This is a genomic window from Pseudomonas sp. W15Feb9B, from assembly GCF_000828175.1.
Lineage (GTDB): Bacteria > Pseudomonadota > Gammaproteobacteria > Pseudomonadales > Pseudomonadaceae > Aquipseudomonas > Aquipseudomonas parakoreensis.
In genome coordinates this window covers 53,974-78,640 of sequence record NZ_JTKF01000045.1, presented here as the reverse complement: position 1 = coordinate 78,640, position 24,667 = coordinate 53,974, and the positions used below count along the sequence as shown (strand labels likewise).

At 61.8% G+C, this 24,667-nt stretch carries 22 protein-coding genes; 12 read left to right on the top strand and 10 right to left on the bottom strand.

All coding sequences use genetic code 11. The annotated features are described in order from the left end of the window. Window positions 1-134: 134 nt before the first annotated feature. A complete protein-coding gene (locus OC71_RS22145) occupies window positions 135-755 on the top strand; it encodes a cell wall hydrolase (RefSeq protein ID WP_041073408.1) in 621 nt (206 codons plus the stop codon). Here OC71_RS22145 and OC71_RS22140 read toward each other — a convergent pair. Further along, window positions 752-1,639, bottom strand: a complete 888-nt coding sequence (locus OC71_RS22140; protein WP_041073406.1) for a LysR family transcriptional regulator — start codon at window positions 1,637-1,639, stop codon at window positions 752-754. The genes OC71_RS22145 and OC71_RS22140 overlap by 4 nt on opposite strands. Before the next feature lie 103 nt (window positions 1,640-1,742). Between OC71_RS22140 and OC71_RS22135 the strand changes: the two genes are divergently transcribed. After that, window positions 1,743-3,131, top strand: a complete 1,389-nt coding sequence (locus OC71_RS22135; RefSeq protein WP_041073404.1) for an MFS transporter — start codon at window positions 1,743-1,745, stop codon at window positions 3,129-3,131. Here the strand turns inward: OC71_RS22135 and OC71_RS22130 are convergent. Then, a complete protein-coding gene (locus OC71_RS22130; protein ID WP_041073402.1) occupies window positions 3,079-3,792 on the bottom strand; it encodes a murein L,D-transpeptidase catalytic domain family protein in 714 nt (237 codons plus the stop codon). The genes OC71_RS22135 and OC71_RS22130 overlap by 53 nt on opposite strands. Window positions 3,793-3,942: 150 nt before the next feature. Between OC71_RS22130 and OC71_RS22125 the strand changes: the two genes are divergently transcribed. The 3 genes from OC71_RS22125 to OC71_RS22115 all read left to right on the top strand — a co-directional run bounded on the left by OC71_RS22125 (window position 3,943) and on the right by OC71_RS22115 (window position 8,347). Continuing rightward, a complete protein-coding gene (locus tag OC71_RS22125) occupies window positions 3,943-5,559 on the top strand; it encodes a murein L,D-transpeptidase (RefSeq protein WP_041073401.1) in 1,617 nt (538 codons plus the stop codon). A gap of 176 nt (window positions 5,560-5,735) precedes the next feature. Next, a complete protein-coding gene (glsB, locus tag OC71_RS22120) occupies window positions 5,736-6,644 on the top strand; it encodes a glutaminase B (RefSeq protein WP_027611723.1) in 909 nt (302 codons plus the stop codon). A gap of 200 nt (window positions 6,645-6,844) precedes the next feature. Further along, window positions 6,845-8,347 carry an aldehyde dehydrogenase family protein gene (locus OC71_RS22115; RefSeq protein WP_041073399.1) on the top strand — a complete coding sequence of 501 codons (1,503 nt, stop codon included), beginning with the start codon at window positions 6,845-6,847 and terminating at the stop codon, window positions 8,345-8,347. 128 nt (window positions 8,348-8,475) lie between these two features. Here OC71_RS22115 and OC71_RS22110 read toward each other — a convergent pair whose 3' ends face one another. The 3 genes from OC71_RS22110 to cynS form a co-directional block, all read right to left on the bottom strand. Next, on the bottom strand, window positions 8,476-9,135 hold the full coding sequence (locus OC71_RS22110) for a carbonic anhydrase (protein WP_041073397.1): 660 nt from the start codon (window positions 9,133-9,135) through the stop codon (window positions 8,476-8,478). 12 nt (window positions 9,136-9,147) lie between these two features. Then, entirely contained in the window at window positions 9,148-9,384 is a 237-nt protein-coding gene (locus OC71_RS22105; protein ID WP_041073394.1) for a DUF2790 domain-containing protein, read from the bottom strand. Window positions 9,385-9,466: 82 nt separating this feature from the next. Next, a complete protein-coding gene (gene cynS, locus OC71_RS22100; protein WP_041073392.1) occupies window positions 9,467-9,934 on the bottom strand; it encodes a cyanase in 468 nt (155 codons plus the stop codon). A 120-nt stretch (window positions 9,935-10,054) separates the two neighbouring features. On the opposite strand from cynS, the gene cynR reads away from it, so the two are divergent. Next, window positions 10,055-10,939 (top strand): transcriptional regulator CynR, encoded by an 885-nt coding sequence (cynR, locus tag OC71_RS22095; protein ID WP_041073391.1) that lies wholly within the window; start codon window positions 10,055-10,057, stop codon window positions 10,937-10,939. A 73-nt stretch (window positions 10,940-11,012) separates the two neighbouring features. Here the strand turns inward: cynR and OC71_RS22090 are convergent, their stop codons facing one another. The 3 genes from OC71_RS22090 to OC71_RS22080 form a co-directional block, all read right to left on the bottom strand. After that, a complete protein-coding gene (locus OC71_RS22090) occupies window positions 11,013-11,342 on the bottom strand; it encodes a hypothetical protein (RefSeq protein WP_041073389.1) in 330 nt (109 codons plus the stop codon). 511 nt (window positions 11,343-11,853) lie between these two features. Further along, the gene (locus OC71_RS22085) at window positions 11,854-12,357 is read right to left on the bottom strand and encodes a GNAT family N-acetyltransferase (protein ID WP_041073387.1); all 504 of its coding nucleotides are present in this window, start codon (window positions 12,355-12,357) and stop codon (window positions 11,854-11,856) included. A gap of 172 nt (window positions 12,358-12,529) precedes the next feature. Continuing rightward, window positions 12,530-14,461: a DNA topoisomerase III gene (locus tag OC71_RS22080; protein ID WP_041073385.1), complete on the bottom strand. Its 1,932-nt coding sequence runs from the start codon at window positions 14,459-14,461 to the stop codon at window positions 12,530-12,532. Window positions 14,462-14,740: 279 nt separating this feature from the next. Between OC71_RS22080 and OC71_RS22075 the strand changes: the two genes are divergently transcribed. Both OC71_RS22075 and OC71_RS22070 read left to right on the top strand, forming a co-directional pair. Beyond that, a complete protein-coding gene (locus tag OC71_RS22075; RefSeq protein ID WP_041073383.1) occupies window positions 14,741-16,147 on the top strand; it encodes a serralysin family metalloprotease in 1,407 nt (468 codons plus the stop codon). Between the two features lie 228 nt (window positions 16,148-16,375). After that, complete coding sequence (locus tag OC71_RS22070) at window positions 16,376-16,744, top strand: DUF427 domain-containing protein (protein WP_041073381.1); 369 nt, start codon at window positions 16,376-16,378, stop codon at window positions 16,742-16,744. 184 nt (window positions 16,745-16,928) lie between these two features. On the opposite strand, the gene OC71_RS22065 is transcribed toward OC71_RS22070, so the two are convergent. Both OC71_RS22065 and OC71_RS22060 read right to left on the bottom strand, forming a co-directional pair. Further along, complete coding sequence (locus OC71_RS22065) at window positions 16,929-18,551, bottom strand: MFS transporter (RefSeq protein WP_041073379.1); 1,623 nt, start codon at window positions 18,549-18,551, stop codon at window positions 16,929-16,931. A gap of 134 nt (window positions 18,552-18,685) precedes the next feature. Further along, window positions 18,686-20,347 (bottom strand): GMC family oxidoreductase, encoded by a 1,662-nt coding sequence (locus OC71_RS22060; RefSeq protein WP_041073377.1) that lies wholly within the window; start codon window positions 20,345-20,347, stop codon window positions 18,686-18,688. Between the two features lie 133 nt (window positions 20,348-20,480). Here OC71_RS22060 and OC71_RS22055 point away from each other — a divergent pair, with 133 nt between their 5' ends. From OC71_RS22055 to hcnC, 4 genes are all read left to right on the top strand, one after another. Then, on the top strand, window positions 20,481-21,371 hold the full coding sequence (locus OC71_RS22055) for a LysR family transcriptional regulator (RefSeq protein WP_041073375.1): 891 nt from the start codon (window positions 20,481-20,483) through the stop codon (window positions 21,369-21,371). A gap of 250 nt (window positions 21,372-21,621) precedes the next feature. Further along, entirely contained in the window at window positions 21,622-21,936 is a 315-nt protein-coding gene (locus tag OC71_RS22050) for a (2Fe-2S)-binding protein (RefSeq protein WP_041073555.1), read from the top strand. Beyond that, window positions 21,933-23,342, top strand: a complete 1,410-nt coding sequence (gene hcnB, locus OC71_RS22045) for a cyanide-forming glycine dehydrogenase subunit HcnB (RefSeq protein ID WP_041073373.1) — start codon at window positions 21,933-21,935, stop codon at window positions 23,340-23,342. The genes OC71_RS22050 and hcnB overlap by 4 nt, the downstream gene beginning before the upstream one ends. Next, window positions 23,335-24,594: a cyanide-forming glycine dehydrogenase subunit HcnC gene (gene hcnC, locus OC71_RS22040; RefSeq protein WP_041073371.1), complete on the top strand. Its 1,260-nt coding sequence runs from the start codon at window positions 23,335-23,337 to the stop codon at window positions 24,592-24,594. The genes hcnB and hcnC overlap by 8 nt, the downstream gene beginning before the upstream one ends. The last annotated feature ends 73 nt before the right edge of the window (window positions 24,595-24,667 follow it).

Here is a 24,667-nt window from a genome sequence, read left to right as displayed (position 1 = left end):
TTTCTTCATCGAGCCGGTTTTTCTGCGGAACGTTACGCCGGCCTTTGCCGTCTACACTCTCCGAAGGCCCCGGGAACCGGGCGTCTCCCCCACGAAACACCTTGCCCGGAACGGGCGCTGCCGGAAGAACTGACATGGGATTGAAATGGTTGGCTGGCTGTTTCGCAGTAACCCTGATGGCTGGTGTGGTGATGGCCACCGATCAGGCCCCGATCAAGGCCAAGGCCGAAGAAAAAGCCCAGGTGCTGGAAGAGAAAGCCGCTGACAAAGTCAGCGCGGCGCCGGCACCCAAATCCGAAGCGATCACACCTACTGAAGTACAAGCCGTGGACCCCGCCGGCACCGCGCCGCTGGACGATCCGATCACCTGCCTGGCACGCAGTATCTACTGGGAAGCCAAGGGTCGCGACACTGCGGAAATGCAGGCCGTGGCCAACGTGGTGATGAACCGCCTGGGTCATGACGGCTTCCCCGACACCGTGTGTGCCGTGGTCAAACAAGGTTCTGAAACCAAGAGCTGCCAGTTTTCCTGGTGGTGCGATGGCAAGGCCGATCAGGTCAAGGAAGACGCCGAATACACCCTGGCCAAGGACATCGCCGGCAAGGCACTCAACCGCCAGTTGCCGGATCGTACCCGTGGCGCGTTGTACTTTCATGATCGCAACGTGCACCCGAGCTGGGCCAAGGAGTACAAAAAGACCGCCGCGGTCGGCAAATTCCTGTTCTATAAACCGGCCGGCGGCGATGCGCGTTAGACGCAGACTTCCCGCACACAATTGCGCAACCAGCGGTGCGCCGGGTCGGCGTCCATGCGCGGGTGCCAGAGCATCGACACGCTGATCGGCGGCATTCTGAAGGGCAGGGCGAAGCTGTGCAGGCCCATGCGCAGCTTGCTGGTGTGACGCTCCGGAACCGTGGCGATCAGGTCTGATTCGCGGACCAGCGTCAGCGCCGCCGAAAATCCGCCGAATGAAGTAACGATATCCCGCGTCAGACCCGCAGCCAGCAACGCTTCGTCCACCGGACCGCTGCTGCGCCCGCGACGTGAGATGAGAATGTGCTGGCCGCCGGCGAAGCGTTTGCTGCTGATCTTGCCCGCACTCAACGGATGGCCCTCACGGACTACACCAATCCAGTGATCCTGAAACAGGATACGGCTGTGCAGCGCCGGGTCGGTGCTGTCATCGACCACACCGGTCTCCAGATCCACCCGGCCTTCGCGTAGAAGGGTGCTGTCCTTGTCGGCCTTCTGCACAAACCGCAGGCGCACGCCGGGTGCTTCTTCGGCGATGCGCGCGAGCAGGGCGGCGGCGAAGGTTTCAACAAAACCGTCGGTGTTGCGCAGGGTGAAGGTGCGCTGCAGCTGGCCGGGGTCGAGAATCTCGGCGGGGCGCAAAGCGGCCTCGGCTTCCTGCACCAGCGTGCTGACTCGCTCACGCAACTCCAGCGCGCGCGGGGTCGGAACCAGGCCACGTCCGGCGCGCACCAGCAACGGATCGCCGGTGGTCTCGCGCAGCCGGGCCAGCGCACGGCTCATGGCCGACGGGCTCAGCTGCAGAATTTGCGCGGCGCGGGCGACGCTGCCTTCGCGCAGCAGTACGTCAAGGGTGATCAACAGGTTAAGGTCCGGTGCGCTCATGACATGGCGTTCCATGCAGGTATCAAGTGCAAAGCATGCGTCTTGCGCCTTGCCTTGTCGAGACTCAGGCTATGCCGTCTGACCTTTGCACCAGGAGCGCCCGATGCCCGGATCCCCTTTGCCCCCTCAAGCCCGCTGGGCGCTGACCAGCCTGGCGCTGTCGATGTTGATGCCGTCACTGGACACCAGCATCGCCAACGCCGGATTACCCACCCTGGCCGCAGCGTTCGATGCGACGTTTCAACAGGTGCAATGGATCGTGCTGGCGTACCTGCTGGCGGTCACCACGTTGATTGTCAGCGTTGGACGTCTGGGCGATGTGTTCGGGCGGCGGCGATTGCTGTTGATCGGCATTGGCATTTTTACCAGTGCGTCGTTGTGTTGCGCACTGGCGCCGGGGTTGGGCTGGTTGATTGGCGCCCGGGCCGTGCAAGGCCTGGGCGCGGCAATCATGTTCGCCTTGACCGTGGCGCTGGTGGCGGATGCGGTGCCCAAAGCGCGGGCGGGCAGTGCGATGGGCCTGCTCGCGACGATGTCGGCCACCGGCACCAGCCTCGGGCCGTCACTGGGTGGTCTGTTGATCGCGCATGTCGGTTGGCCGTCGATCTTTGTCCTCAACGTGCCCTTGGGCCTGCTCAACGCGTGGCTGGTTTATCGCTATCTGCCGGCGGATCGGCCGGTGCGGGCGGGTGTTGCGTTTGATTATCTCGGCAGCGCAGTGTTGGTATTGACGCTGGCGGCCTATGCGCTGGCGATGACGCTGGATGGATTCACCCTGGTATTGCTGCTGTCGAGCGTAGGCGGGGCGGGGCTGTTTATTGCGGTCGAGATCAAAGCCAGAGCGCCGCTGATTCGTTTGTCTCTCTTCAGCGATGCGCGTCTGAGCAGCAGCCTTGCGCTGACATTGCTGGTGACGACGGTGATGATGACCACGCTGGTGGTCGGGCCGTTTTACCTGAGCCGAGGCCTGGGACTGGGCAGCACCGTGGTCGGCCTGGCGTTGTCAGTCGGGCCGCTGCTGGCCGCGTGCGGCGGGGTGCCGGCCGGGCGTCTGGTGGATCGCTTCGGTGCACGGCGTGTGGTGCCGGGGGCGTTGCTCGGGATGGTCGGGGGTTGCAGCTTGTTGGCGTTGTTGCCGATGCGTCTCGGCCTGCCGGGGTATCTGTTGCCGATGGCGGTGATTGCCAGCAGTTACGCGTTGTTTCAGGCGGCGAACAATACCGGGTTGATGGCGACGGTCAGTCAGGATCAGCGCGGCGTGGTGTCGGCCTTGCTCGGGCTGTCGCGCAATCTCGGACTGATCACCGGCGCGGCGGTCATGGGCGCGGTGTTTGCCTTCGCTACTGGCAACCCGACGCAAGCCCCGGCCGACGTCATCGGCAGTGGCTTGCACAGTACGTTCGGGGTTGCGGCGGCGCTGATGGTCATGGCCCTGATCGTCAGCTGGCGTGGCTACTCAAGATACTCGCCACCTGTTGCGGCTGGCAGTTGAGGTACGGCGAGGACTTCAGCCAGCGCTGATCCGGGTACCAGGAGAACATGAACTGGCCGTCCTTGAGTTTGTCGATCACCTGCCTTGCCACTTGCGGACGCACCGCCGGGCAACCCTGGCTGCGACCGATACGGCCCTGGCGCTTGCTCCACAGCGGATTCACGTAGTCGGCGGCGTGGATCACGATGGCGCGGTCGCGGGCCAGATCATTGAAGCCCGGCTCCAGACCGTCCATGCGCAGCGAATAACCATGGGTTCCCTCGTAACTTTCCTGGGTGCGGAACAGCCCGAGGCTGGACTGGTAACTGCCTTCGCGATTGGAGAACTGAGTGGCGAAGTTTTCCCCGGAATTCGAACCATGGGCGACCAGGTCGCGCAGCACCAGTTTCTGCCTGCTCAGGTCGAAGATCCACAGTCGGCGGGCGGTGGAGGGTTGCGAGTAATCGATGATCGCCAGATGGCGTGAGGGTCGCGCGCCATTGTTGACCGCGCATTGCATGGCGTTCAAGGCGCCTTTGAGCGCTTGGGGATTGAGTTCCGGCGCGGCGTGCGCGAGGCTGGTGAAGAGAACCGGCGATGGCTTGCCGGCGGCGAAAGCTGGGCTGCTCACGGCGACGACGGTCGCGCTGGTCAGCAGAAGTCGGCGCAAAAACGTCAACATTTATACAGTGTCCTCACTGGCTACTTATTTGGCACTTTGGCTCCTGACTCCCAGTCATACCCGACAGACCCCTGTTTCGGGCCTGACTGTTCAGCGCACCTGATGTAAGGTTGACCGTCAATGAGACGGCCACGGATTGGAGTAAAGCAGTTGTTCAAAAAGTACGCATGCTACTTGAGCATTTGTTTGCTCGCTGCGCCGTTTGTCGCTTGTGCCGATGAACCCTTGCCGCCGTTGCAGACCCTGCCGACGCCGCCGGCGCAAATGCCGGTCGAACCACAAAGTCCGCTGCAATCGGTGCTGATCGGTTTGCCTCAGGCATGCCCGGCGATTGCCGCACAGTTGAGTGGTCCGGCGCTGGCGCAACTGCAAACGTTCTACCAGCAGCAGGACTGGCTGCCGGTGTGGGCCAGTGAGTCCGGGCGTTTGCCAGCGTTGCGCGCGCAGTTGCAGCTGTTGGCCGACGATGGCCTCAATCCCAAGCGCTATCCGGTGGCCGTCAATCCGCCGCAGGACGGCGAGTTGTGCGCCGATATCGACATCAGCCGCTTTTATCTGCAAGCGCTGCAAGACCTGCATTTCGGGCGTCTGTTGCAGTCGCATTTCGAGCCGCTGTGGCATGCCGATGACACCCCGCGTGATCGTCAGGCTGAATTGCTGTCGATCGCCGTACCCGGCCTGCACGACATCAAAGCCGCGTTCGATCTGGCGCGTCCGCGTCTGGCGCAGTATCAAAGCCTGCGTCATCTCTACGCCAGCCAACGGCTGCAGGCCTTGCCGCACTGGCAGTCGGTGGGCAACGGCCCGCTGCTGCGCCCGGCGATGGAGGACAAACGCGTGCCGGAACTGGCCCAGCGCCTGTTCAACGAAGGCTATCTGACTCACGTCACCGGCACGCCCGGCAATGCCTATGAAGGCGTGCTGGTGGAAGCGGTGAAGAGCTTTCAGGCCAACCATTCGTTGCAGGCCGACGGGGTGGTCGGGCCGGGAACGATTGCCGAACTCAACATCAGTCCGCTGACGCGCCGCGAGCAGTTGCGGGTCAACCTCGAGCGTTTCCGCTGGCTGGCGCAGGACATGGAGCCCGACGGTTTGCTGGTCAACGTCGCCGCCGCCGAATTGACCCTGTATCAGGGCGGTGTGCCGGTCTGGCAGACCCGCACTCAGGTCGGTCGTGCCGAACGTCAGACCCCGCTGCTCAAATCCCGGGTTACGCGCCTGACCCTGAACCCGACCTGGACCGTGCCGCCGACCATCTGGAAAGAAGACAAACTGCCGGCGATCCGCAAGGATCAGACCTTCCTCAGCCGGCAGAACCTGCAAGTCCTCGACGCCCATGGCCAGCCGTTGGCCGCGGCGGATATCGACTGGGACAACCCCGGCAACATCATGCTGCGCCAGGAGGCCGGGCCACGGAATCCGCTGGGGCAACTGGTGATCCGCTTCCCCAATCCGTTCGCCGTGTACCTGCACGATACGCCGAGCAAGGCCCTGTTCGACAAAGGCCCGCGCGCCTTCAGCTCGGGCTGTGTGCGGGTCGAGCACCCGATGCAACTGCGTGACCTGCTGTTGACCCCGGCGGAACGTACGCGTACCGACACGTTGCTCGCCACCGGCAGCACCCACGAATTCCGCCTGTCGGCCCCGGTGCCGATCCTGATGACCTACTGGACGGCGCAGGTCGGCAAGGATGGGCAAGTGCGTTATGCGCCGGATATCTACAGCCGCGACAGTGCGCTGCTCGCCGGCCTCGACGGCGCACACTGACCGATCTCCGTAGGAGCTGCCGCAGGCTGCGATCTTTTAATCTTGATTTTGAAAGGCAAGGTCAAAAGATCGCAGCCTTCGGCAGCTCCTACAGGGTTTGTGTGATTCCGCAAGCTTGCGCAGCGTCTAGCCCCAGTGTCCCCGCAATCCCATGGGGCGAGACTTCGGAACCCGGCATGCAAGCGCTGTTGAACGAGATTCTTGACGCTGTCCGGCCCCTGATCGGGCAGGGCAAAGTGGCTGACTACATTCCCGCCCTCGGCACTGTGCCGGCCAATCAACTGGGCATCGCCGTGTACGGCAACGACGGCGAAATGTATTGCGCCGGCGATGCCGAGACGCCGTTCTCGGTGCAGAGTATTTCCAAGGTGTTCAGCCTGGTGCAGGCCATCGAGCATTCCGGCGAGGCGATTTGGGAGCGTCTGGGACACGAGCCGTCCGGCCAGCCGTTCAACTCGCTGGTGCAGCTGGAGTTCGAGCGCGGGCGTCCGCGCAATCCGTTCATCAACGCCGGGGCGCTGGTGATCTGCGACATCAACCAGTCGCGATTCGCCGCGCCGGCCCTGTCGATGCGTGACTTCGTGCGGCGCCTGTCGGGCAATCCACAGGTGATCGTCGACGGCAAGGTCGCCGAATCCGAATACCAGCACCGCGCCCGCAACGCGGCCATGGCGTACCTGATGCAATCGTTCGGCAACTTCCACAACGACGTCGAAGCGGTATTGCGCAGCTACTTCAGCCACTGCGCGTTGCGCATGAACTGTATCGACCTGGCGCGGGCGTTCTGCTTCCTCGCCAACGACGGGTTCTGCAAACACAGCGGCGAACAGATCCTCACCCGTCGCCAGACTCAGCAGGTCAACTCGATCATGGCCACCAGCGGTTTGTACGACGAGGCCGGCAATTTCGCCTATCGCGTCGGCCTGCCGGGCAAGAGCGGGGTCGGCGGCGGGATTGTCGCGGTGGTGCCGGGGCAATTCAGCGTGTGCGTGTGGTCGCCGGAACTCAACGCTGCCGGCAACTCGCTGGCGGGGATGGCGGCGCTGGAGATGCTCAGCTCGCGGATTGGCTGGTCGGTGTTCTGACCCAATCTTTCAAACACTGCAAGACTTTGTGGGAGCTGGCTTGCCAGCGATAGCGGTGGTTCAGCAACGTCAATGCCGGGCTTGCCGGCCTCATCGCTGGCAAGCCAGCTCCCACAGGTTTGCTGGTGTTTGTAGAAGGTGTGTTTCAGCGCAGAATCCGCTACATTTTCCGGCCGCCCCTCATATGGTGAATCCGCTTCATGTCTCTTGCGCTCGAACGTCTAGTCGCCGGCACGCCGATCCCTTTCGCTGGTAACCGCGTGACCTTGGTCAGCCCCGAACTGGCGGCGCGGTTTCAGCCCGGTGACCACCTTTTGGTCGAGCAGGTGAGTGGCGAGCTGTTGCTGATTCCGGTGGTCGATCAACAGGCCGCTGCGGTGGCCATCGAACGCGCTGAAGCGGCTTTCACTGCCTTGTCGGCGGTGACCGACCAAGCCATCAGTCGTTTCTTCGATCTGTTCGCCCAACGTCTGGAAACCCCGGAATGCTGGAGCCTGATCGAAGCGGCGAACCTGGCCGACATCGAACGCGCCAAGGCCCGTGGTCGCTCCACCACCCGGCTGCTCGCCGACGAGCGCATGCGCCGTGACATGATCGCCGGTCTGCGCGCCTGGCGTGATGCGCCGGCCACGCGCGGCAAGGTCATCAGCAGCGTCGAACACGACGGCTGGAAAGTCGAACAAGTGGTGTCGCCGCTGGGCATTGTGGCATTCGTGTTTGAAGGACGGCCGAACGTGTTCGCCGATGCCGCCGGCGTACTGCGCACCGGCAACACCGCGGTGCTGCGCATCGGCAGCGATGCATTGGGCACCGCGCAAGCGATCGTCACTCACGCGCTGAACCCGGCGCTGGCCGATGCCGGTCTGCCGGCGGGGGCGGTGTCGCTGGTGGAAAGCGTCAATCACGCCGCCGGTTGGGCGATGTTCGCCGACCGGCGTCTGTCGCTGGCGGTGGCCCGGGGTTCGGGGCGTGCCGTCAGCCAATTGGGCAGCATCGCCCAGCAGGCGGGCACGGCGGTCAGCCTGCATGGCACTGGCGGCGCATGGCTGATTGCCGATCGTGATGCCGATGCCACACGCTTCGCCGCCGTGGTGCGCAACTCGCTGGATCGCAAGGTCTGCAACACGCTGAACGTTTGCCTGATTCAACGCGACCGTGTCGCCGAACTGCTGCCGTTGTTCCTCGATGCGCTGAAGCAGGCCGGTAACGCACGTGGGCAGGGCTGCAAACTGCACATCGTCGCGGGCAGTGAAAGCTACCTGCCGGCCGAGTGGCAGAACACAACGGTCGAGGTCTATCGCGCCGAGGGTTATCAGACCGAGGCCTTGGCCGAAGCGCTGGCGGAGTCCGATTTGGGTCGCGAGTGGGAATGGGAAGAAACCCCGGAAGTCAGTCTGATGATCGTCGATGATCTGGATCAGGCGATCGCGCTGTTCAACCGCTACAGCCCGCAATTCACGGTGTCGCTGATCAGCGAGGATGCGGCGGCCCAGGAGCGTTTCTACAACGCGGTGAACGCGCCGTTTGTGGGTAACGGGATTACCCGTTGGGTCGATGGGCAGTACGCGTTGAACAAGCCGGAGCTGGGGCTTTCGAACTGGGAGAGCGGGCGCCTGTTTGCGCGCAGTGCGATTCTTTCGGGGGATGGGGTGTTTACGGTTCGTAGCCGTATGACTCAGATCGACCTCAGCGTAAAACGCTGATCTGAACACCAAACCTGTGGCGAAGGAGCTTGCTCCCGCTGGTCTGCGCAGCGGACCCAAATAAGCGAGGGCCGCTGCGCGCCCCAGCGGGAGCAAGCTCCCTCGCCACAGGGTTGCACTGTTCTCCTTCAGGCGGCTGCGCTGGTCTTTGCCAGCACCGCACACGTCGCCGGTTGCTCAGCCAGCGGTACAAACGTACGGCGATCCGCCGCCAGCGCATCGATTGACCCGGTCTCGATGTCATAGACCCAGCCATGCAGGTTCAGCAGGCCTTTCTCCTGGGCCAGGCGCACGCTCGGGTGGGTCTGAATGTTCGCCAGTTGCGCGATCACATTTTCCCGCACCATCGCACTCAATTTCGCCGCGTCATTGGCGTGCGGTCGTGCCTCGTTCACCACTTTCGCCGACTCGGCATGTTGCAGCCAGCCGCTGACGGCGGGCAGATGATCCATGCATTTGCACTGGGCAATCGCGGTCATCGCGCCGCAATCGGAGTGGCCGCAGATCACGATGTCAGTCACCCCAAGCACCGCCACCGCGTATTCCACCGTTGCCGAAACCCCGCCCGGATGCGGGCTGTAGGACGGCACGATATTGCCTGCGTTGCGGATCACGAACAGTTCACCGGGTTCTTGCTGAGTCAGCAGCTCCGGCACCACCCGGCTATCGGAACAGGTGATGAACAAGGTCCCGGGTTGTTGAGTGGTCGCCAAGTGTTTGAACAGTTCGGTGCGTTGCGGAAACGCCTCGTTCTGGAACTTCAGGAAGCCTTCGATCAGGTTTTTCATGGTGTTGTCCTCTCAGTTCGAACAGCCGGTGCCGAATTCGCTGTATTGAAGAATGTGTTTTGCGCCGTGGCTGTCGAGGTAGGTCATCTCGACCGGTACAACGCCGCAGACGTCGGCGACCGGGGTGATGCTCATGACTTCAGCAATATCCAGCGCCATGCCGTAGCGGTAGGCAATGGCCTCTTCATCAGCCTGGGCCTGGGCGGCGAGGCCGGCGAGCAGGGCCAGGGTCAACAGAATTTTGTGCATGGGGCAGCCTCCAGGTAGTTGGGGTGACGACTTGGCAATTGAGATTTGGATGGGCCCGCACCTCTGGTGCGGGCCGGGTGGATCAGAACGGACGCAGCGGCAGGAACTTGCCGTCGAGGGTGACCACGGCGCGGGAGCCGCCTTCCGGGTCTTCGACTTTCTTGATGTCGAGCTTGAAGTTGATGGCGCTGATGATGCCGTCGCCGAACTGCTCGTGGACCAGGGCTTTGAGGGTGGTGCCGTAGATCTGGATCATCTCGTGGAAGCGGTAGATGGTCGGGTCGGTCGGCACGCCGCTGAGGCTGCCGCGCAACGGGATGATTTGCAGGGCGGCAACGGCGTCGGCGTCCAGTTCAAGCTTGGCGCCGACCACTTGCGCGGCGTCTTGCGGCAAAGGGTGCTGGCCGAGCAGGGCCGCAGTGACGTAGGCCAGGCTCAGGCCGGTGTCGTCAGCCAGATCCTGCCACGACAGATTTTTGCGGGCCTTGATGTCGAGAATGCGGGTGGTCAGGGCCAGGCTGGCATCGTTGTAAGCGTGGGACTGTTGCATGGTGTCACTCCTTTCAAGGTTGGCTTGCTGTGTGGGAGCCATCTTCTGCCGGTTGATCCATAGCGTCCAAGACCGATATACAATGCTTCGCATAAGTCCTGCCTATAGATGGTGAGCCCGATGCTGTTGCGACATTTGCGTTATCTGCTGGCCGTGGCCGACCACGGCGGATTCACCCGGGCGGCGGAGGCGTTGCACGTGTCGCAGCCGACCTTGTCGCAACAGATCCGCCAACTTGAGGAAACTCTGGGGGTGGCCCTGTTCGATCGCACTTCGCGCACGGTCAAGGCCACCGATGCCGGCGAGGCTTACATTGAGTGCGCGCGGCGGGTGCTGGTGGAGCTGGAGGCGGGCAAGCGGGCGTTGCATGACGTGAAGGATCTGTCCCGTGGCAACCTGCGCCTGGCCATGACCCCGACCTTCATGGCGTATCTGGTCGGGCCGTTGGTGCGTGATTTCGCGGCGCGCTACCCGGGTATCCATCTGCAGATTTTCGAGCTGTCGATGGACGATATCGAAGCGGGACTGGCGGATGATTCGCTGGACATCGCGATTGCCTTTACCCCGGTGCGCCACCCCGATCTCGAGTGCATTCCGGCGTTTACCGAAACCCTGGGGGTCATGGTCGGGCGTGAACATCCGCTGTACGACAGCAGCGGGGTACTGACGTCGAGTGACCTTGCACAGCTGGATTTCGCCTTGCTGGCACCTGACTTCATTACCCGGTTATCAATCGATGAATATTTTCGTCAGTTGGGGATCACGCCGCAGGTGCACATCGAAGTGAACTCGGTGAGCACGTTGCTGGAGGTGGTGCGACATGCGTCGATGGCGACGATGTTGCCCGAGGCGATTGCGACTGAAGACCGCGCGTTGCGTCGCTTGAGCGTCGAGCATGAAGCGCCGCAGCGTGGAGCGACGTTGTTGCGGCGGCGCAATAATTACCACAGTGCGGCGGCAGTGGCGTTCATGAATCTGGTGCTGGAACTCAATATCCCCCTTTAGGCAGTTTCAGGGAGCAATAAAAAGGGCCTGCTTCTTTTGGAAGCAGGCCCTTTTTATTTATTGAAGTTATAACTCAGCAAAACCGGTCAATCACCCGAACTTCATTTTTGTTCTGCATCGAATCCCACGCCTGTTTCAGCGTCTGCAGCACATTGCCGATGAAGTCTTTATCGGCCGCAGCTTTTTTGCCGACATAACCGTGGCCACGGCGGTACATCTTCAGGCGGGCCAGCAGGTTCTGGTTGCTGCGGTCGAATTCTTCTTCACCAGCGTGGGGCGACAGGCAGTCGATATGCACCTGACCCGACTTGCTGATCCAGAGAATGTGGCTGTCGTGGCTGTCTTTTTGCGCCGCGAACATACGAGCCAGTTCTTCGATAGTAGGTTGATTGTTCAGATTCATGATGTTTGCCCCTTGACCAGTCTGGTGATCTTTCAAAGTTGATTCGCTAATACAGGTAGCCCATCGGTTAGTTGATCCCTGGCACCGAAACCAGGACGTCAGCGGTCGCCCGTGAGAAGTACGGGGTCATGCGTCTGTTGCATGTAGTCGTGTTGAATAACTGCTACGCAATAGCGTCACAACGAGGAGAAGCAGCGAAAACCGGGAGGCTCCTTGACGACGTTTTCAGGGTCGACCACAAGCGTCTTGAGAATTTTCGCCAGCGCTTCTCGTCCTTGTACTGGACGTTCAGGCCAGGTCAGCTTCTTCAATCTGCCTTGTGGGCAGCGTGTATCCGGAAAAAACAACTCGGCGGTCAGACGAGTTTGCTCAAGCGTGTTACCGATGTTCCCGATCGGGGAACGTCTTCATCATGCAAAAGCAAAACGACGCCGTCAACGGTTTTGTAGTGATTATTTTTGATCACTACATATTGTCGGACAAAGCTGTTTTGGAATGAGAAAAGTTCCGTTCAGGCAACGGACGCGGGGCTGTGAAAGAAGTAGAAGGTACAGGGATAACCGTCGACCGAACGCTGCTGGCGGACGAACTCACCACCGCTCAATTTGGGGATCAACCTGGCCCAGAAGTGCCGTGCAGGCAGGTTGGCGTCGATATGGAAAATCTGCCACTGACCGGGCAAACGGCTCAAGAGGGCAGAGACGACAAACTGCGCGACGCCTTGGCCACGGAAGCGTCGAGTGAGGAAGAAGTAGCCGATGTTGTGTTCGGCGCCGTCGATGTGGGTGTCGTTATCCACGGTCACGAAGCCGGCCAGTTCACCGCCGACGCGGATCAGGAACGGTTGGGTAGCGGGATTGCGCCAATAGTCGTCTTTCTGCTGAATACTGAAGAAGCCATGTCCGCCGAGTTTCAGTGGTAGCCATTGGCTGAAGTCGTACATGTAGAACTGCATGAGGTTTTCGATGGTTTGCAGTTCGTCGCGGTGGGCGGGGTGCAGTTCGATGGTGGGCATGGTCAATGAACTCCAAAAGGGAGACTTAAGAACCCTGTGGCGAGGGAGCTTGCTCCCGCTGGGGCGCGAAGCGGCCCTAAAACCTGCAATCGCGATGTTTCAGATAGACCATAGTTGCAGGATTGCGACTGCTGCGCAGCCGAGCGGGAGCAAGCTCCCTCGCCACAAAAGCCTATTTTGTTTTGCGTTGTGTGGTGCCAGAAGTTTTACTGCGCGTCGATTTACGCTTTTTCTTCCACGGCGCGGCAGCCTTGCCGGCCGGTGGCGGGCCGCTGATGGTCAGGTTCAGGGCCGAACAGCGGGTGACCTGCTTGCTCATCCACGCCGCCTGTTTGGTGACGAACTCTTCCAGGCTCATCTCGCCGCTCTGCACCATGTCCAGCGCCTGTTCCCAGATGGCGGTGGTGCCGGGATCGGCAATCGCCCGGGGCACGGCGTCGATAAGGCTGAAGGCCGCCGGGGTCGCGGCCAGCGCCTTGCCGTTCTTCACCAGATAACCTCGATCCAGCAGACCCTGAATGATCGAAGCGCGGGTCGCTTCGGTACCGATGCCGGTGGTGTCCTTGAGTTTCTGTTTGAGCAGCGGATCTTCCACCAGTCTGGCGACGTTCTTCATCGCCTTGATCAGATCGCCCTCGGTGTAGGGCTTGGGCGGCTGGGTCCACAGATCCTTGAGGTTCACGCCGGCCACGGCGCAATCGATACCCTGGCTTAGCGCCGGCAGGGTTTGCGGGGCTGGCGCTTCACGGCCCTTGGCCGGGGCGAGGGCTTCAGGCAGGGCACGTTTCCAGCCCGGTTCGATGATCTGCTTGCCGACCGCGCGCAATGCTTCACCGGCGCAATCGAAATCGGCCTGGGTGCGATCGTATTCGTGGTTGGGCAGAAATTGCGCCAGATAACGCGCGCGAATCAGGGTATAGACCGCCCGGTGTTTGCCGCTCAGGCGTTCGAGATTTTTCGCCGCAGCCGTGGGGATGATGCCGTGGTGGGCGCTGACCTTGGCGTCGTTCCACGCTCGGGAGCGGCGCTGCGGGTCGAGGTGACCGTTCAGCGCGTCAAGGCTCGGGTCGGCCTGACGGAGTGCCGCAAGTATCCCCGGTGCTTCGCTGTGCTGGCTCAGCGGCAGAAAGCCGCAATCGCTGCGCGGGTAGGTGATGACCTTGTAGGTTTCGTAGAGGGCCTGGGCGATGTCGAGGGTTTCCTGGGCGCCGAGACCGAGTTTCTTCGAGCAGACTTCCTGCAGGGTGCCCAGATCGAAAGGCAGCGGCGCTACTTCGCGCATGCGTTCGGTGCGCAGCTTCATCACCCGCGCAGTGGCGGCATTGCTGATTGCCGCCGCCGCTTGTTGCGCCAGTGCCTGATTCAGACAGCGATCCTGATCGTCGCAAACGTCGTTGGGCGCACGCCATTGCGCAGTGAACCGCGTGCCGTCGTGCAGCAGTTGCACATCGATCGCCCAATACGGCACCGGGACGAAATCGGCGATGCTGCGGTCGCGATCCACCACCAGTCGCAACGTCGGCGTTTGTACCCGACCGACCGGCAGCACGCCCTGATAGCCGGACTGCCGGCCCAATAAGGTGAACAGGCGGCTCATGTTCATGCCGATCAGCCAGTCCGCCCGCGAGCGCCCCAGCGCCGAGTGATACAGGCTGAAGGTTTCCGCCCCTGGCTTCAGCGCGGCCAGGGCCTTGCGAATCGACGCTTCATCCAGCGCCGACAGCCACAAGCGCCGGATCGGCCCGCGATAGCGGCAGTGCTCGACCAGTTCCCGGGCAATCATCTCGCCCTCACGGTCGGCGTCGGTGGCGATGATCAGTTCGCTGGCCTCGCTGAGCAGGCGCTTGACCGCCTTGTACTGGCTGGCAGTGCGCGGCTTGACGGTCATTTTCCACTTGTCCGGGATGATCGGCAGATCCGCCAGTACCCAGCGTTTGTAGCGCGCGTCGTAGGCATCCGGCGGTGCGGTTTCCAGCAAATGGCCGATGCACCAGGTCACTGTGACGTCCGTTCCCAGCCAGCAGCCGTCGCCGCGACGCTTGGCGCCGAGCACGGCCGCAATGTCTTTGGCCTGGGAAGGTTTTTCACAGAGGTACAGCCGCATAACCACCGTCGTCAATCAGTTCACTGGAGGTGCACAGGATGGCCGCAGTTGGCGTCGGGGGCAACTTTTATCTGTATGGATATACAGATCAAAACGTTGCCGGGAATGACCGGTATTACCGGGACGTCGCGCACCACTATCGAGAAATCGAATGGTGCCGCGCTTGCCGGGCATGGCAGGTTCGTCGGGCCTTCAAGAAACGCGAGAGACAGGACGATCCCGCCAGATGATCGCCAACGTCCGAACGCACTGACTACTCTGAAACAAGGAAGTCCCACCATGGCTCAAGCCAAAGCAAAATCCAGCAGCGCCTATGACGAAGTGAACGCCTTCAGCCACCTGTACGACCGTGGCGTCGGCCTGGTGAACGGCAAACCGTCGTTCACTGCCGACCAGGCGGCCGACGAAATCCTGCGCAAAAACCTGTCGTGGCACGACAAGAACGGCGACGGCAAAATCTCCCTGACCTACACCTTCCTGACCGAGAAACCGGCGAACTACAACCCCAACCTCGGCAATTTCAGCCAGTTCAGCGCTCAACAAAAGGCCCAGGCCGTGCTGTCGATGCAATCCTGGGCCGACGTGGCCAAGGTGACCTTCACCGAGGGTAAAGGCGGCGACGGCCACATGACCTTCGGCAACTACGACGTCAGCACTGGCGGTGCGGCGTTCGCTTACCTGCCGAGCGGTGGCAGCTACGATGGCCAGTCGTGGTACCTGATCAACAACCAGTATCAGGTCAACAAGACCCCAGACACCAACAACTACGGGCGTCAGACCCTGACCCACGAAATCGGCCATACCCTCGGCCTGTCGCACCCCGGCGCCTACAACGCCGGCAACGGCAACCCGACCTACAACGACGCCAAATATGCCGAAGACACCCGTGGCTACAGCCTGATGAGCTACTGGAGCGAAGCCAACACCGACCAGAACTTCAGCAAGGACGGCAGCGGCGCCTACGCCTCGGCACCGCTGCTGGACGATATCGTCGCCGTGCAAAAACTCTACGGCGCCAACTATGAGACTCGCGCCGATAACACCACCTACGGTTTCGGCTCCAATACCGGGCGCGATTACTACAGCGCCACCTCGGCGTCGTCGAAGCTGGTGTTCTCGGTGTGGGACGGTGGCGGCGATGACACGCTGAACTTCTCCGGCTTCACCCAGAACCAGAAAATCAACCTCAATGAAGGCTCGTTCTCCGATGTCGGCGGGCTGGTCGGTAACGTGTCGATCGCCTATGGCGTGACCGTGGAAAACGCCGTTGGCGGTTCCGGCAATGACCTGCTGATCGGTAACTCGGCCGTCAACCATCTGTTCGGCGGAGCCGGCAACGACATCCTTTATGGCGGTGGCGGCGCGGATGTGCTGTGGGGCGGCGAGGGTGCGGACACCTTCGTGTTCGGTGCGGCCAGCGACTCGACCAACAACCAGCCGGACTGGATCATGGATTTCAAAAGCGGCGTGGACAAGATCGACCTCTCGGGCATCGCCGGTTTCGCCACGGGCGCGGCCACGCTGAACTTCGTCAGCGGTTTCACCGGCCATGCGGGCGATGCAATCCTGACTTATTACGCACAGAGTGGTCAGACCGGGCTGCTGATCGATCTGACGGGGCAGGGGGAGGTGGACTTTGCCGTAGGTGTGGTGGGGCAGGCGCTGGCGACGGATATCGTGGTTTGAGCTGATCCTGACTGACACCGATTCAGGGCAACTATCGTCCTGTGGCGAGGGAGCTTGTCGAATCGTCGCACCGTCCCGCTCGGCGGCGAAGCCGTCGCAAACTCGGAAATCGCGTTATACCTGACACACGCGATTCCTGGATTTAGGGCTGCTACGCAGCCCAGCGGGACGGTGCGACGATTCGACAAGCTCCCTCGCCACAGTTCATTTGTCCCTGGAGAAACCCCCATGAGCACCACCGGCCTCAACCCCGTCATCACCCTCGAAGAACTCCCCGGTTGCCTGCTGGTGAAATTCCACGGCATCCAGGTCGCGGCGTCCTCGCATGTGCTGGTCCTCCATGAGGCCAACTACCCGCCGGTGTACTACGTGCCCCGCGAGGACATCGACGAAAAATACTTCGCCCGCACCGACCACACCAGTTATTGCCCGTACAAGGGCGACGCCAATTACTTCAGCTTGCAAATACCGGGGCATGAGGCGGCGAATGCGGTGTGGACTTACGAAAATCCGAAAGTCTCGGTCGCGCCGATTCGTGACTACGTGGCGTTTTATCCGGATCAGGTGAAGTTTGAGGTGATCAAGGCGGATGCCTGACACGTAAATCTGTCACCGAGTAAATCACCTGTGGCGAGGGAGCTTGCTCCCGCTGGGTTGCGAAGCGACCCTAAACCCTGCAATTACAGTGCATCAGGTACACCACGGTTACAGGTTTTGCGACTGCTTCGCGGTCGAGCGGGAGCAAGCTCCCTCGCCACAGGTAAGCTCACTTGATCTGGAATCAGTTCTTATCGAGATCGATATTCTTCGTCTCCCGCAGACAAATCATCCCCACCACCAGGCTCACCCCGGTAATCAGCACCGGGTACCACAGCCCATAAAAAATATCCCCGGTGTACACCACCAGCGCGAACGACACCGTTGGCAGGAAACCGCCGAACCAGCCGTTGCCGATGTGATACGGCAGGGACATCGAGGTGTAGCGGATGCGCGTCGGGAACAGCTCGACCATCAGCGCGGCCAGCGGGCCGTAGCACATGGCCGAGATGATGATCAGCGCGACGATCAGTGCCACGATCATCGGTTTGTTGATCTGCTGCAGGTCGGCCTGTTGCGGGTAACCGGCGAGGGTGACGGCGCCGCGCAGGGCCGATTCGTCATAGCCGTCGATCCTCACGTCGCCGATGCTCACCTGCACGCCGCTGCCGGCCGGCGCTGCGGCGCTGGTATAGGGCAGGCCTTGCTTGACCAGGAAGGTCTTGACCTTGTCGCACGGGCTGTCGAATTTGGCCTTGCCCACCGGGTCGAACTGAAAGGTGCAGGTTGCTGGGTCCGCCAGTACAGTGATCGGCGCCTGACGGCTGGCCTGATCGATTGCCGGATTGGCGTAGTGGGCGAGGGATTTGAAAATCGGAAAGTACAGCGCCGTCGCCAGCAGCAAACCGAGCATCAACACCGGTTTGCGTCCGACCTTGTCCGACAGCCAGCCGAAAATGATGAAGAACGGCGCACCGATCACCACGCTGATGATCAGCAGGCTGTTGGCAACGGCCGGATCCATTTTCAGAAACTGCGTGAGGAAAAACAGCACGTAGAACTGCGCGGCGTAAAAGGTCACCGCTTGCCCGGCGTTGATGCTGAACAGCGCGATCAGCACGACCTTGAGGTTCTCCCATTGGCCGAAGGATTCGCGGATCGGCGCTTTCGAGGCTTTGCCTTGCTCTTTCATTTTCAGGTAGGCCGGCGACTCGTGCAGGCTCAGGCGGATCCAGGTGGAAATGCCCAGCAGCACGATCGACAGCAGAAACGGAATGCGCCAGCCCCAGACTTCAAACTGGTCACCGGTGAAGTACCGGCAACCGAGCACCACCAGCAGCGACAGCAGCAGGCCGAGGGTCGCGGTGGATTGAATCCAGCTGGTGTGGAAACCGCGCTTGCCGATGGGCGCGTGTTCCGCCACGTAGGTCGCGGCGCCGCCGTATTCACCGCCCAGCGCCAGGCCCTGGAGCATGCGCAGCACCACCAGAATGATCGGCGCGGCGATGCCGATGCTGGCGTAGTTCGGCAGCAGACCGACGCAGAACGTGGCGATGCCCATCAGGACGATGGTCGCGAGGAAGGTGTATTTGCGCCCGATCATGTCCCCCAACCGACCGAACACCAGCGCCCCGAACGGCCGCACGATAAACCCGGCGGCAAAGGCCATCAGCGCGAAGATGAACGCGGTGGTGTCGTTGACGCCGGCGAAGAACTGTTTGCTGATCACCGCCGCCAGGGCGCCGTAGAGGAAGAAGTCATACCACTCGAACACCGTCCCCAGCGACGAGGCGAAGATGACTTTCTGTGTGGCATTGCTGGTGCTGGCGCCGCTCGCGGCATCCAGCGGCTGAGCGTGTTCTGACATATCGGTATCCCTCACAGTGATTGTTTTTGTTGTTCCACTGGTGTTGCGTGTCCGGATGAAGCGCGATGCCTTGAATCGGCGGTTGATTCCTGTGGGAGCGAGCCTGCTCGCGAAAGCGATGTGTCAGTCAACTTTTATGTTGAATGTGCTACCGCATTCGCGAGCAGGCTCGCTCCCACATTGGGAATCTGTACAGGTCCAGCCAGGATAAGTTGTGCCGCCTTCTCGGCAATCATCAGCGTAGGCGAACAGGTATTGCCCGAGGTGATGCGCGGCATGATCGAGGCGTCGGCGATGCGCAGGCTGGGCACGCCATGCACGCGCAGTTGCGCATCGACCACCGCGTCAGCGTCATTGCCCATGCGGCAGGTGCCGACCGGGTGGAAAATCGTCGTGCCGATTCGCGCCGCCGCTTCGTGCAGTTGCGCCTCGCTTTGCAGGCTGTCGCCGGGCAGATACTCCACCGGTTTGAACGCTTGCAGGGCCGGGGCGCTGACGATGCGGCGGGTGAGGCGGATCGCATCGGCGGCCACGCGCAAATCTTCCGGATGGCTGAGGTAGTTCGGTTGAATCAGCGGCGCGTCCTGAGGATTCGTCGAACGGATGTCGATCCGCCCACGGCTCTGCGGACGCAGATCACAGACCGACGCGGTGAACGCCGGGAAGCTGTGCAGCGGCTCGCCAAAGCGCTCCAGCGACAGCGGTTGCACGTGGTATTCAAGGTTTGCTGAAGTCTGCTCCGGCCCTGATCGGGCAAACGCGCCCAACTGACTCGGCGCCATCGACAGCGGCCCGCTGCGGTCATACAGATAACGCAGGCCCATGCCCATCTTGCCCCACAGGCTGCCGGCGATCTGATTCAACGTGCGGGCGTTTTGCAGTTTGTAGATCAGGCGCAATTGCAGGTGATCCTGCAGGTTGCCGCCAACCCCCGGCAGCTCATGAATCACGCCGATGCCGAGGTGTTCCAGCAACGGCCGCGGGCCGATTCCGGAGCGCTGCAGAATGCTCGGGGAACCGACGGCACCGGCGCAGAGGATGATTTCCTTGCGCGCCTTGAAGCTTTTCACCTGGCCTTCGTGACGCGCGCTGACTTTGCAAGCACGGCCGTTTTCCAGCAGCACCCGATCCACTTCAACCCCGGTCAGCACCGTCAGATTGGCCCGCTCGCGAATCGGTTTGAGAAATGCTTTCGCCGCGTTCCAGCGCACCCCGGCCTTCTGGTTGACCTGAAAGTAGCCGCAACCCTCGTTGTCGCCCTGGTTGAAGTCGTCGATGCTGGCGATGCCGCTCTGCTGCGCGGCGCTGCGAAACGCGTCGAGAATCGGCCATGACAACCGCTGTTGCTCAACCCGCCATTCACCCGTGGCACCGTGAAATTCAGCGGCGCCGGCAAAGTGGTTTTCGCTCTGTTTGAACAGTGGCAGCACGTCGTTCCAGGCCCAGCCCGGATTGCCCTCGGCCGCCCAGCCGTCATAGTCGCCGGCCTGGCCGCGCATGTAGATCATGCCGTTGATGGAGGAGCAGCCACCGAGCACTTTGCCGCGCGGGTAACTCAGGCTGCGACCCTGCAGGCCGGGTTGGGCTTCGGTCTTGAAGCACCAGTCGGTGCGTGGGTTGCCAATGCAGAACAGATAGCCAACCGGGATGTGAATCCACGCATAGTTGTCGCGTCCGCCGGCTTCGAGCAGCAACACCCGCTGCTGCTTGTCTGCCGACAATCGATTGGCCAGCAGGCAGCCGGCAGGTCCGGCACCGACCACGATGTAGTCGTATTCTTCAAGGGAAGTCTGCATTCCCTGACCTCGCTTTTTGTTTTTATTGTCGGACACTCTAGTTGTTAGCTTTCGTTAAAAGAATGTTAGTTTTTACCCAGCCGCTGTGCGTTTTCGAACAGCCTGGCTTGACCCTGGCTGACAAGGACACCCCATGTTCGACTGGAACGACCTGCGGTTTTTTCTGGAGTTGCAACGCAGCGGCCGCCTGCTCACGGCCGCCCGACGCCTGAACACCACTCACGCCACCGTCGCCAGGCACATCGAGGCCATCGAACGGAGCCTCGGCACCGCACTGTTCGTCCAGCATGCCCAAGGCTACGAAATGACCCCGGCGGGGGAGGCGCTGCTCAAGCACGCCGAGGCCATGGAAAACGTCGCGCTATTGGCCCAGGAAGAGATCACCCAATCCACCGCGCCGCTGGGCAAGATCCGCGTCGGCGTCACGGAAGGGCTGGGTATCAAATTTCTCGCCAGCCGCATGATCGGCCTGTTCGAACGCTATCCCGGCCTGGAGGTGGAGCTGGTGGCCGTGCCGCGGTTCGTCAGCATCCTCAACCGCGAGGCGGAAATCAGCATCCACCTCGAACGCCCGGCTGCCGACATGCTGGTCACGCGCAAGCTCACGGACTATCGGTTGGCGCTCTACGCCAGTCAGGCCTACCTCGACAAGGCACCGCCGCTACAGAGTCGCGAAGACCTCGCCCGGCATGCGTGGATCGGCTATGTGGATGATCTGCTGTTCAGCCAGGAGCTGATGTTTCTCAATAGTTTCTGCCGCAGCCCGCGCGTTGTATTCCACAGCACCAGCGTGATCGCCCAGCAGGAGGCGGCGCGCTCGGGCCTGGGGATTGCTGTGTTGCCCTGCTATATGGCGGCGTCGGATCCGGATCTGCGGCTGTTGCTGCCGGAGGAGCGTATTGAGCGCAGTTACTGGATCAGCACCCGGCGCGAGCTGCACAAATCGGTGCGGCTGCGGGTGGTCTGGGATTATGTGGTGGGGCTGTGCGAGGCGGAGCAGGGGCTGCTCAGCGGTAAACACTGACACCTCGAGGGTTTTTCACCCGGCTCGAGATTTCACCGATCTGGATCAATATTTCCCCTTGAAATATCACCTAACTTAAAAGATCCAGGCCCTTGTTGCGGTATCGACTACAGTGCTCCGGTGCGCGATTTGCTGCGCTGATGGAGTAGCCCGGCAGCCCCCACCAACAATCACAACGGGTCGCCAGGCAGAGTGCAGCAAGGAGCTGACGTAGAACTCCCCCTGAAACTTTTCACGGATGAACATCGTAATGCACTGCCTCGAACGCACCTTTGATATCCAGCCCCTGACCCAGGCGGATATGACAGTCCACATCAACGGCCAACCGGTTAGCGCGGCCATCGGTGAAACGGTCCTCAGCGTTATCCAGTCCCTCGGTGTGCGCCAGGTCGCACGTAACGATCATGACCAGATCAGCGGCGCCTATTGCGGCATGGGCGTGTGCCAGTGCTGCCTGGTGAAAATCAACGGTCGGCACAAGCGCCGAGCCTGCCAGACGGTGGTGCGCGACGGTATGCGGATTGAAACCCAGGTCAACCGCATCAACGAGCAGGAGGTTGTATGAGCCTGCAACCGGTGATCGTCGGCGGTGGTCCGGCGGGGATGGCGGCGGCCATCGAACTGGCGCGCCATGGCGTGCGCTGTACCTTGCTCGAAGAGGCTTCGCGCCTCGGTGGGGTGGTCTATCGCGGGCCGTTGCGTGACGGCGTGCAACTGGATTACCTCGGGCCACGTTATTCCGAAGCCCTGAGCAAACTGCATGGTGACTTTCAGCAACAGGCCGGGCTGATTGACGTGCGCCTGAATCACCGCGTGGTCGGCGCCGAAGGCACCCGTGCCCTGGTGGTGCTGGATGGCGATGAGCAACTGCATGAGATCGATTATCCGCAATTGCTGCTGGCCGCCGGTTGTCACGAACGCAGCGTGCCGTTTCCCGGCTGGACCCTGCCGGGCGTGATCATGCTCGGCGGCCTGCAACTGCAAATCAAAAGTGGCGTGGTCAAGCCGCAGGGACCGGTGGTCATCGCCGGTACCGGCCCGTTGCTGCCGCTGGTGGCCACGCAGCTGCACGCATCCGGCGTCAAGGTCGCGGGCGTGTACGAAGCCTGCGCCTTCGGCAAGATCGCCCGCGAAAGCCTGGCGTTGCTGAACAAGCCGCAGCTGTTCCTCGATGGTTTGAGCATGCTCGCTTACCTGAAACTGCACGGCATCCCGATGAACTACGGCTGGGGCGTGGTCGAAGCTCACGGCGACGGCGAGCTGAAAAGCGTCAGCGTGGCACCGTACTCGGCCACCTGGGAGCCGGACCTGACACGCATCGAGTGCTTCGAAGCCCAGACCCTGGCGGTCGGTTACGGTTTTATCCCGCGCACCCAGCTCAGTCAGCAGATGGGCCTCGACCACGGTTTCAGCGACGACGGTTACCTGCGCGCCAATGCCAACAGCTGGCAACAAAGCAACGAGCCGCATGTGCACCTGGCCGGTGACATGGGCGGCATTCGCGGCGGTGAAGCGGCGATGCTCGCCGGCAGAATCGCTGCCACCTCGATCCTGCTGCAACGCGGGATTATCGAAGAGGATCTGGCTCGGGTACGCCGCGACCGTTACTTGGGCAAACTCAAATCCATCGTGCGCTTTCGTGCGGCTGTCGACCGCTACACCGAACGCGGTGTCGGCCAGACCGCTTTGCCGGCTGCTGATACGGTGATCTGCCGCTGTGAACATGCGACCCGCGCGGACATTGATCTGGCGCTGGAGCAAGGTGTGCAGGACATCGCCAGCCTGAAGATGCGCACCCGCGTCAGCATGGGCGATTGTCAGGGCCGGATGTGCGTCGGCTACTGCAGCGATCGCCTGCGCCAGGCAACCGGGCGCAAGGACGTCGGCTGGTTGCGCCCGCGTTTCCCGATCGATCCGATTCCTTTTTCCGCGTTCCAGTCCGGCGGCACGGAGGCCGTTTCCCATGAGTAAGTTCTATGACGTGATCATTGCCGGCGGCGGCGTGATCGGGGCGTCCTGCGCCTATCAATTGTCCAAGCGCGAGAACCTCAAGGTGGCGTTGATCGACGCCAAACGCCCGGGCAACGCAACCCGCGCTTCGGCCGGCGGCTTGTGGGCCATCGGCGAGTCGGTGGGGCTGGGCTGCGGGGTGATTTTCTTCCGGATGATGTCGGCCAACCGCAAACGCGAAACCCAGGGCGCGGCCGTCGCGGTGGACGCCAGCACGCCGCATATCCTGCCGGAGTCGTTCTTCGATTTCGCCCTGCAGTCCAACGCGCTTTACCCGGCGTTGCATCGCGAGCTGAAGGACAAGCACGGGATGGATTTCAAATTCGAAAAGACCGGACTGAAGTTCGTCATTTATGACGACGAGGACCGGCTCTACGCCGAGCACATTGTCAGCTGCATTCCGCATCTGGCCGATCAGGTGCGCTGGCTCGATCAGGCTGCGCTGCGCGAAGCCGAGCCGAGCGTCAGCCATGAGGCTCGTGGGGCACTGGAATTTCTCTGCGACCACCAGGTCAGCCCGTTCCGTCTCGCCGATGCCTACATGGAAGGTGCGCGGCAGAACGGCGTCGACATCTTCGTCAATACCAACGTCACTGGCGTGTTGCACCACGGCAGCCGCGTGACCGGCGTGCAGACGGCCGAAGAGGGCGTGTTCCACTGCAAAACCCTGATCAACGCCGGCGGCGCCTGGGCGGCGGATTTGAGCGAGTGGGCCACCGGTGTGCGGATTCCGGTGAAGCCGGTCAAGGGCCAGATCCTGCTGACCGAACGCATGCCGAAAATCCTCAACGGTTGCCTGACTACCAGCGACTGCTATGTGGCGCAGAAGGACAACGGCGAGATCCTGATCGGCAGCACCACCGAAGACAAAGGCTTCGACGTCACTACCACTTACCCGGAAATCGCCGGACTGGTGCAGGGCGCGGTGCGCTGCCTGCCGGAACTCAAGGATGTGAACCTCAAGCGCACCTGGGCCGGATTGCGTCCGGGCTCGCCGGATGAACTGCCGATCCTCGGGCCGATGCGTGGGGTGGAGGGGTATCTGAATGCCTGCGGACACTTCCGCACCGGCATCCTGACCTCGGCGATTACCGGGGTGCTGCTCGACAAACTGGTCAACCAGGAAGCGCTGCCGCTGGATATCACACCGTTCCTCGCTGATCGGTTTGAGGTGGCGCCGGTCAAGCAAGAACGTGAATTAGAGCTGGCCTGATCCAATCCCCTATAGGAGCTGCCGCAGGCTGCGATCTTTTGATTTTGATTTTGATTTTTAAGATCAAGATCAA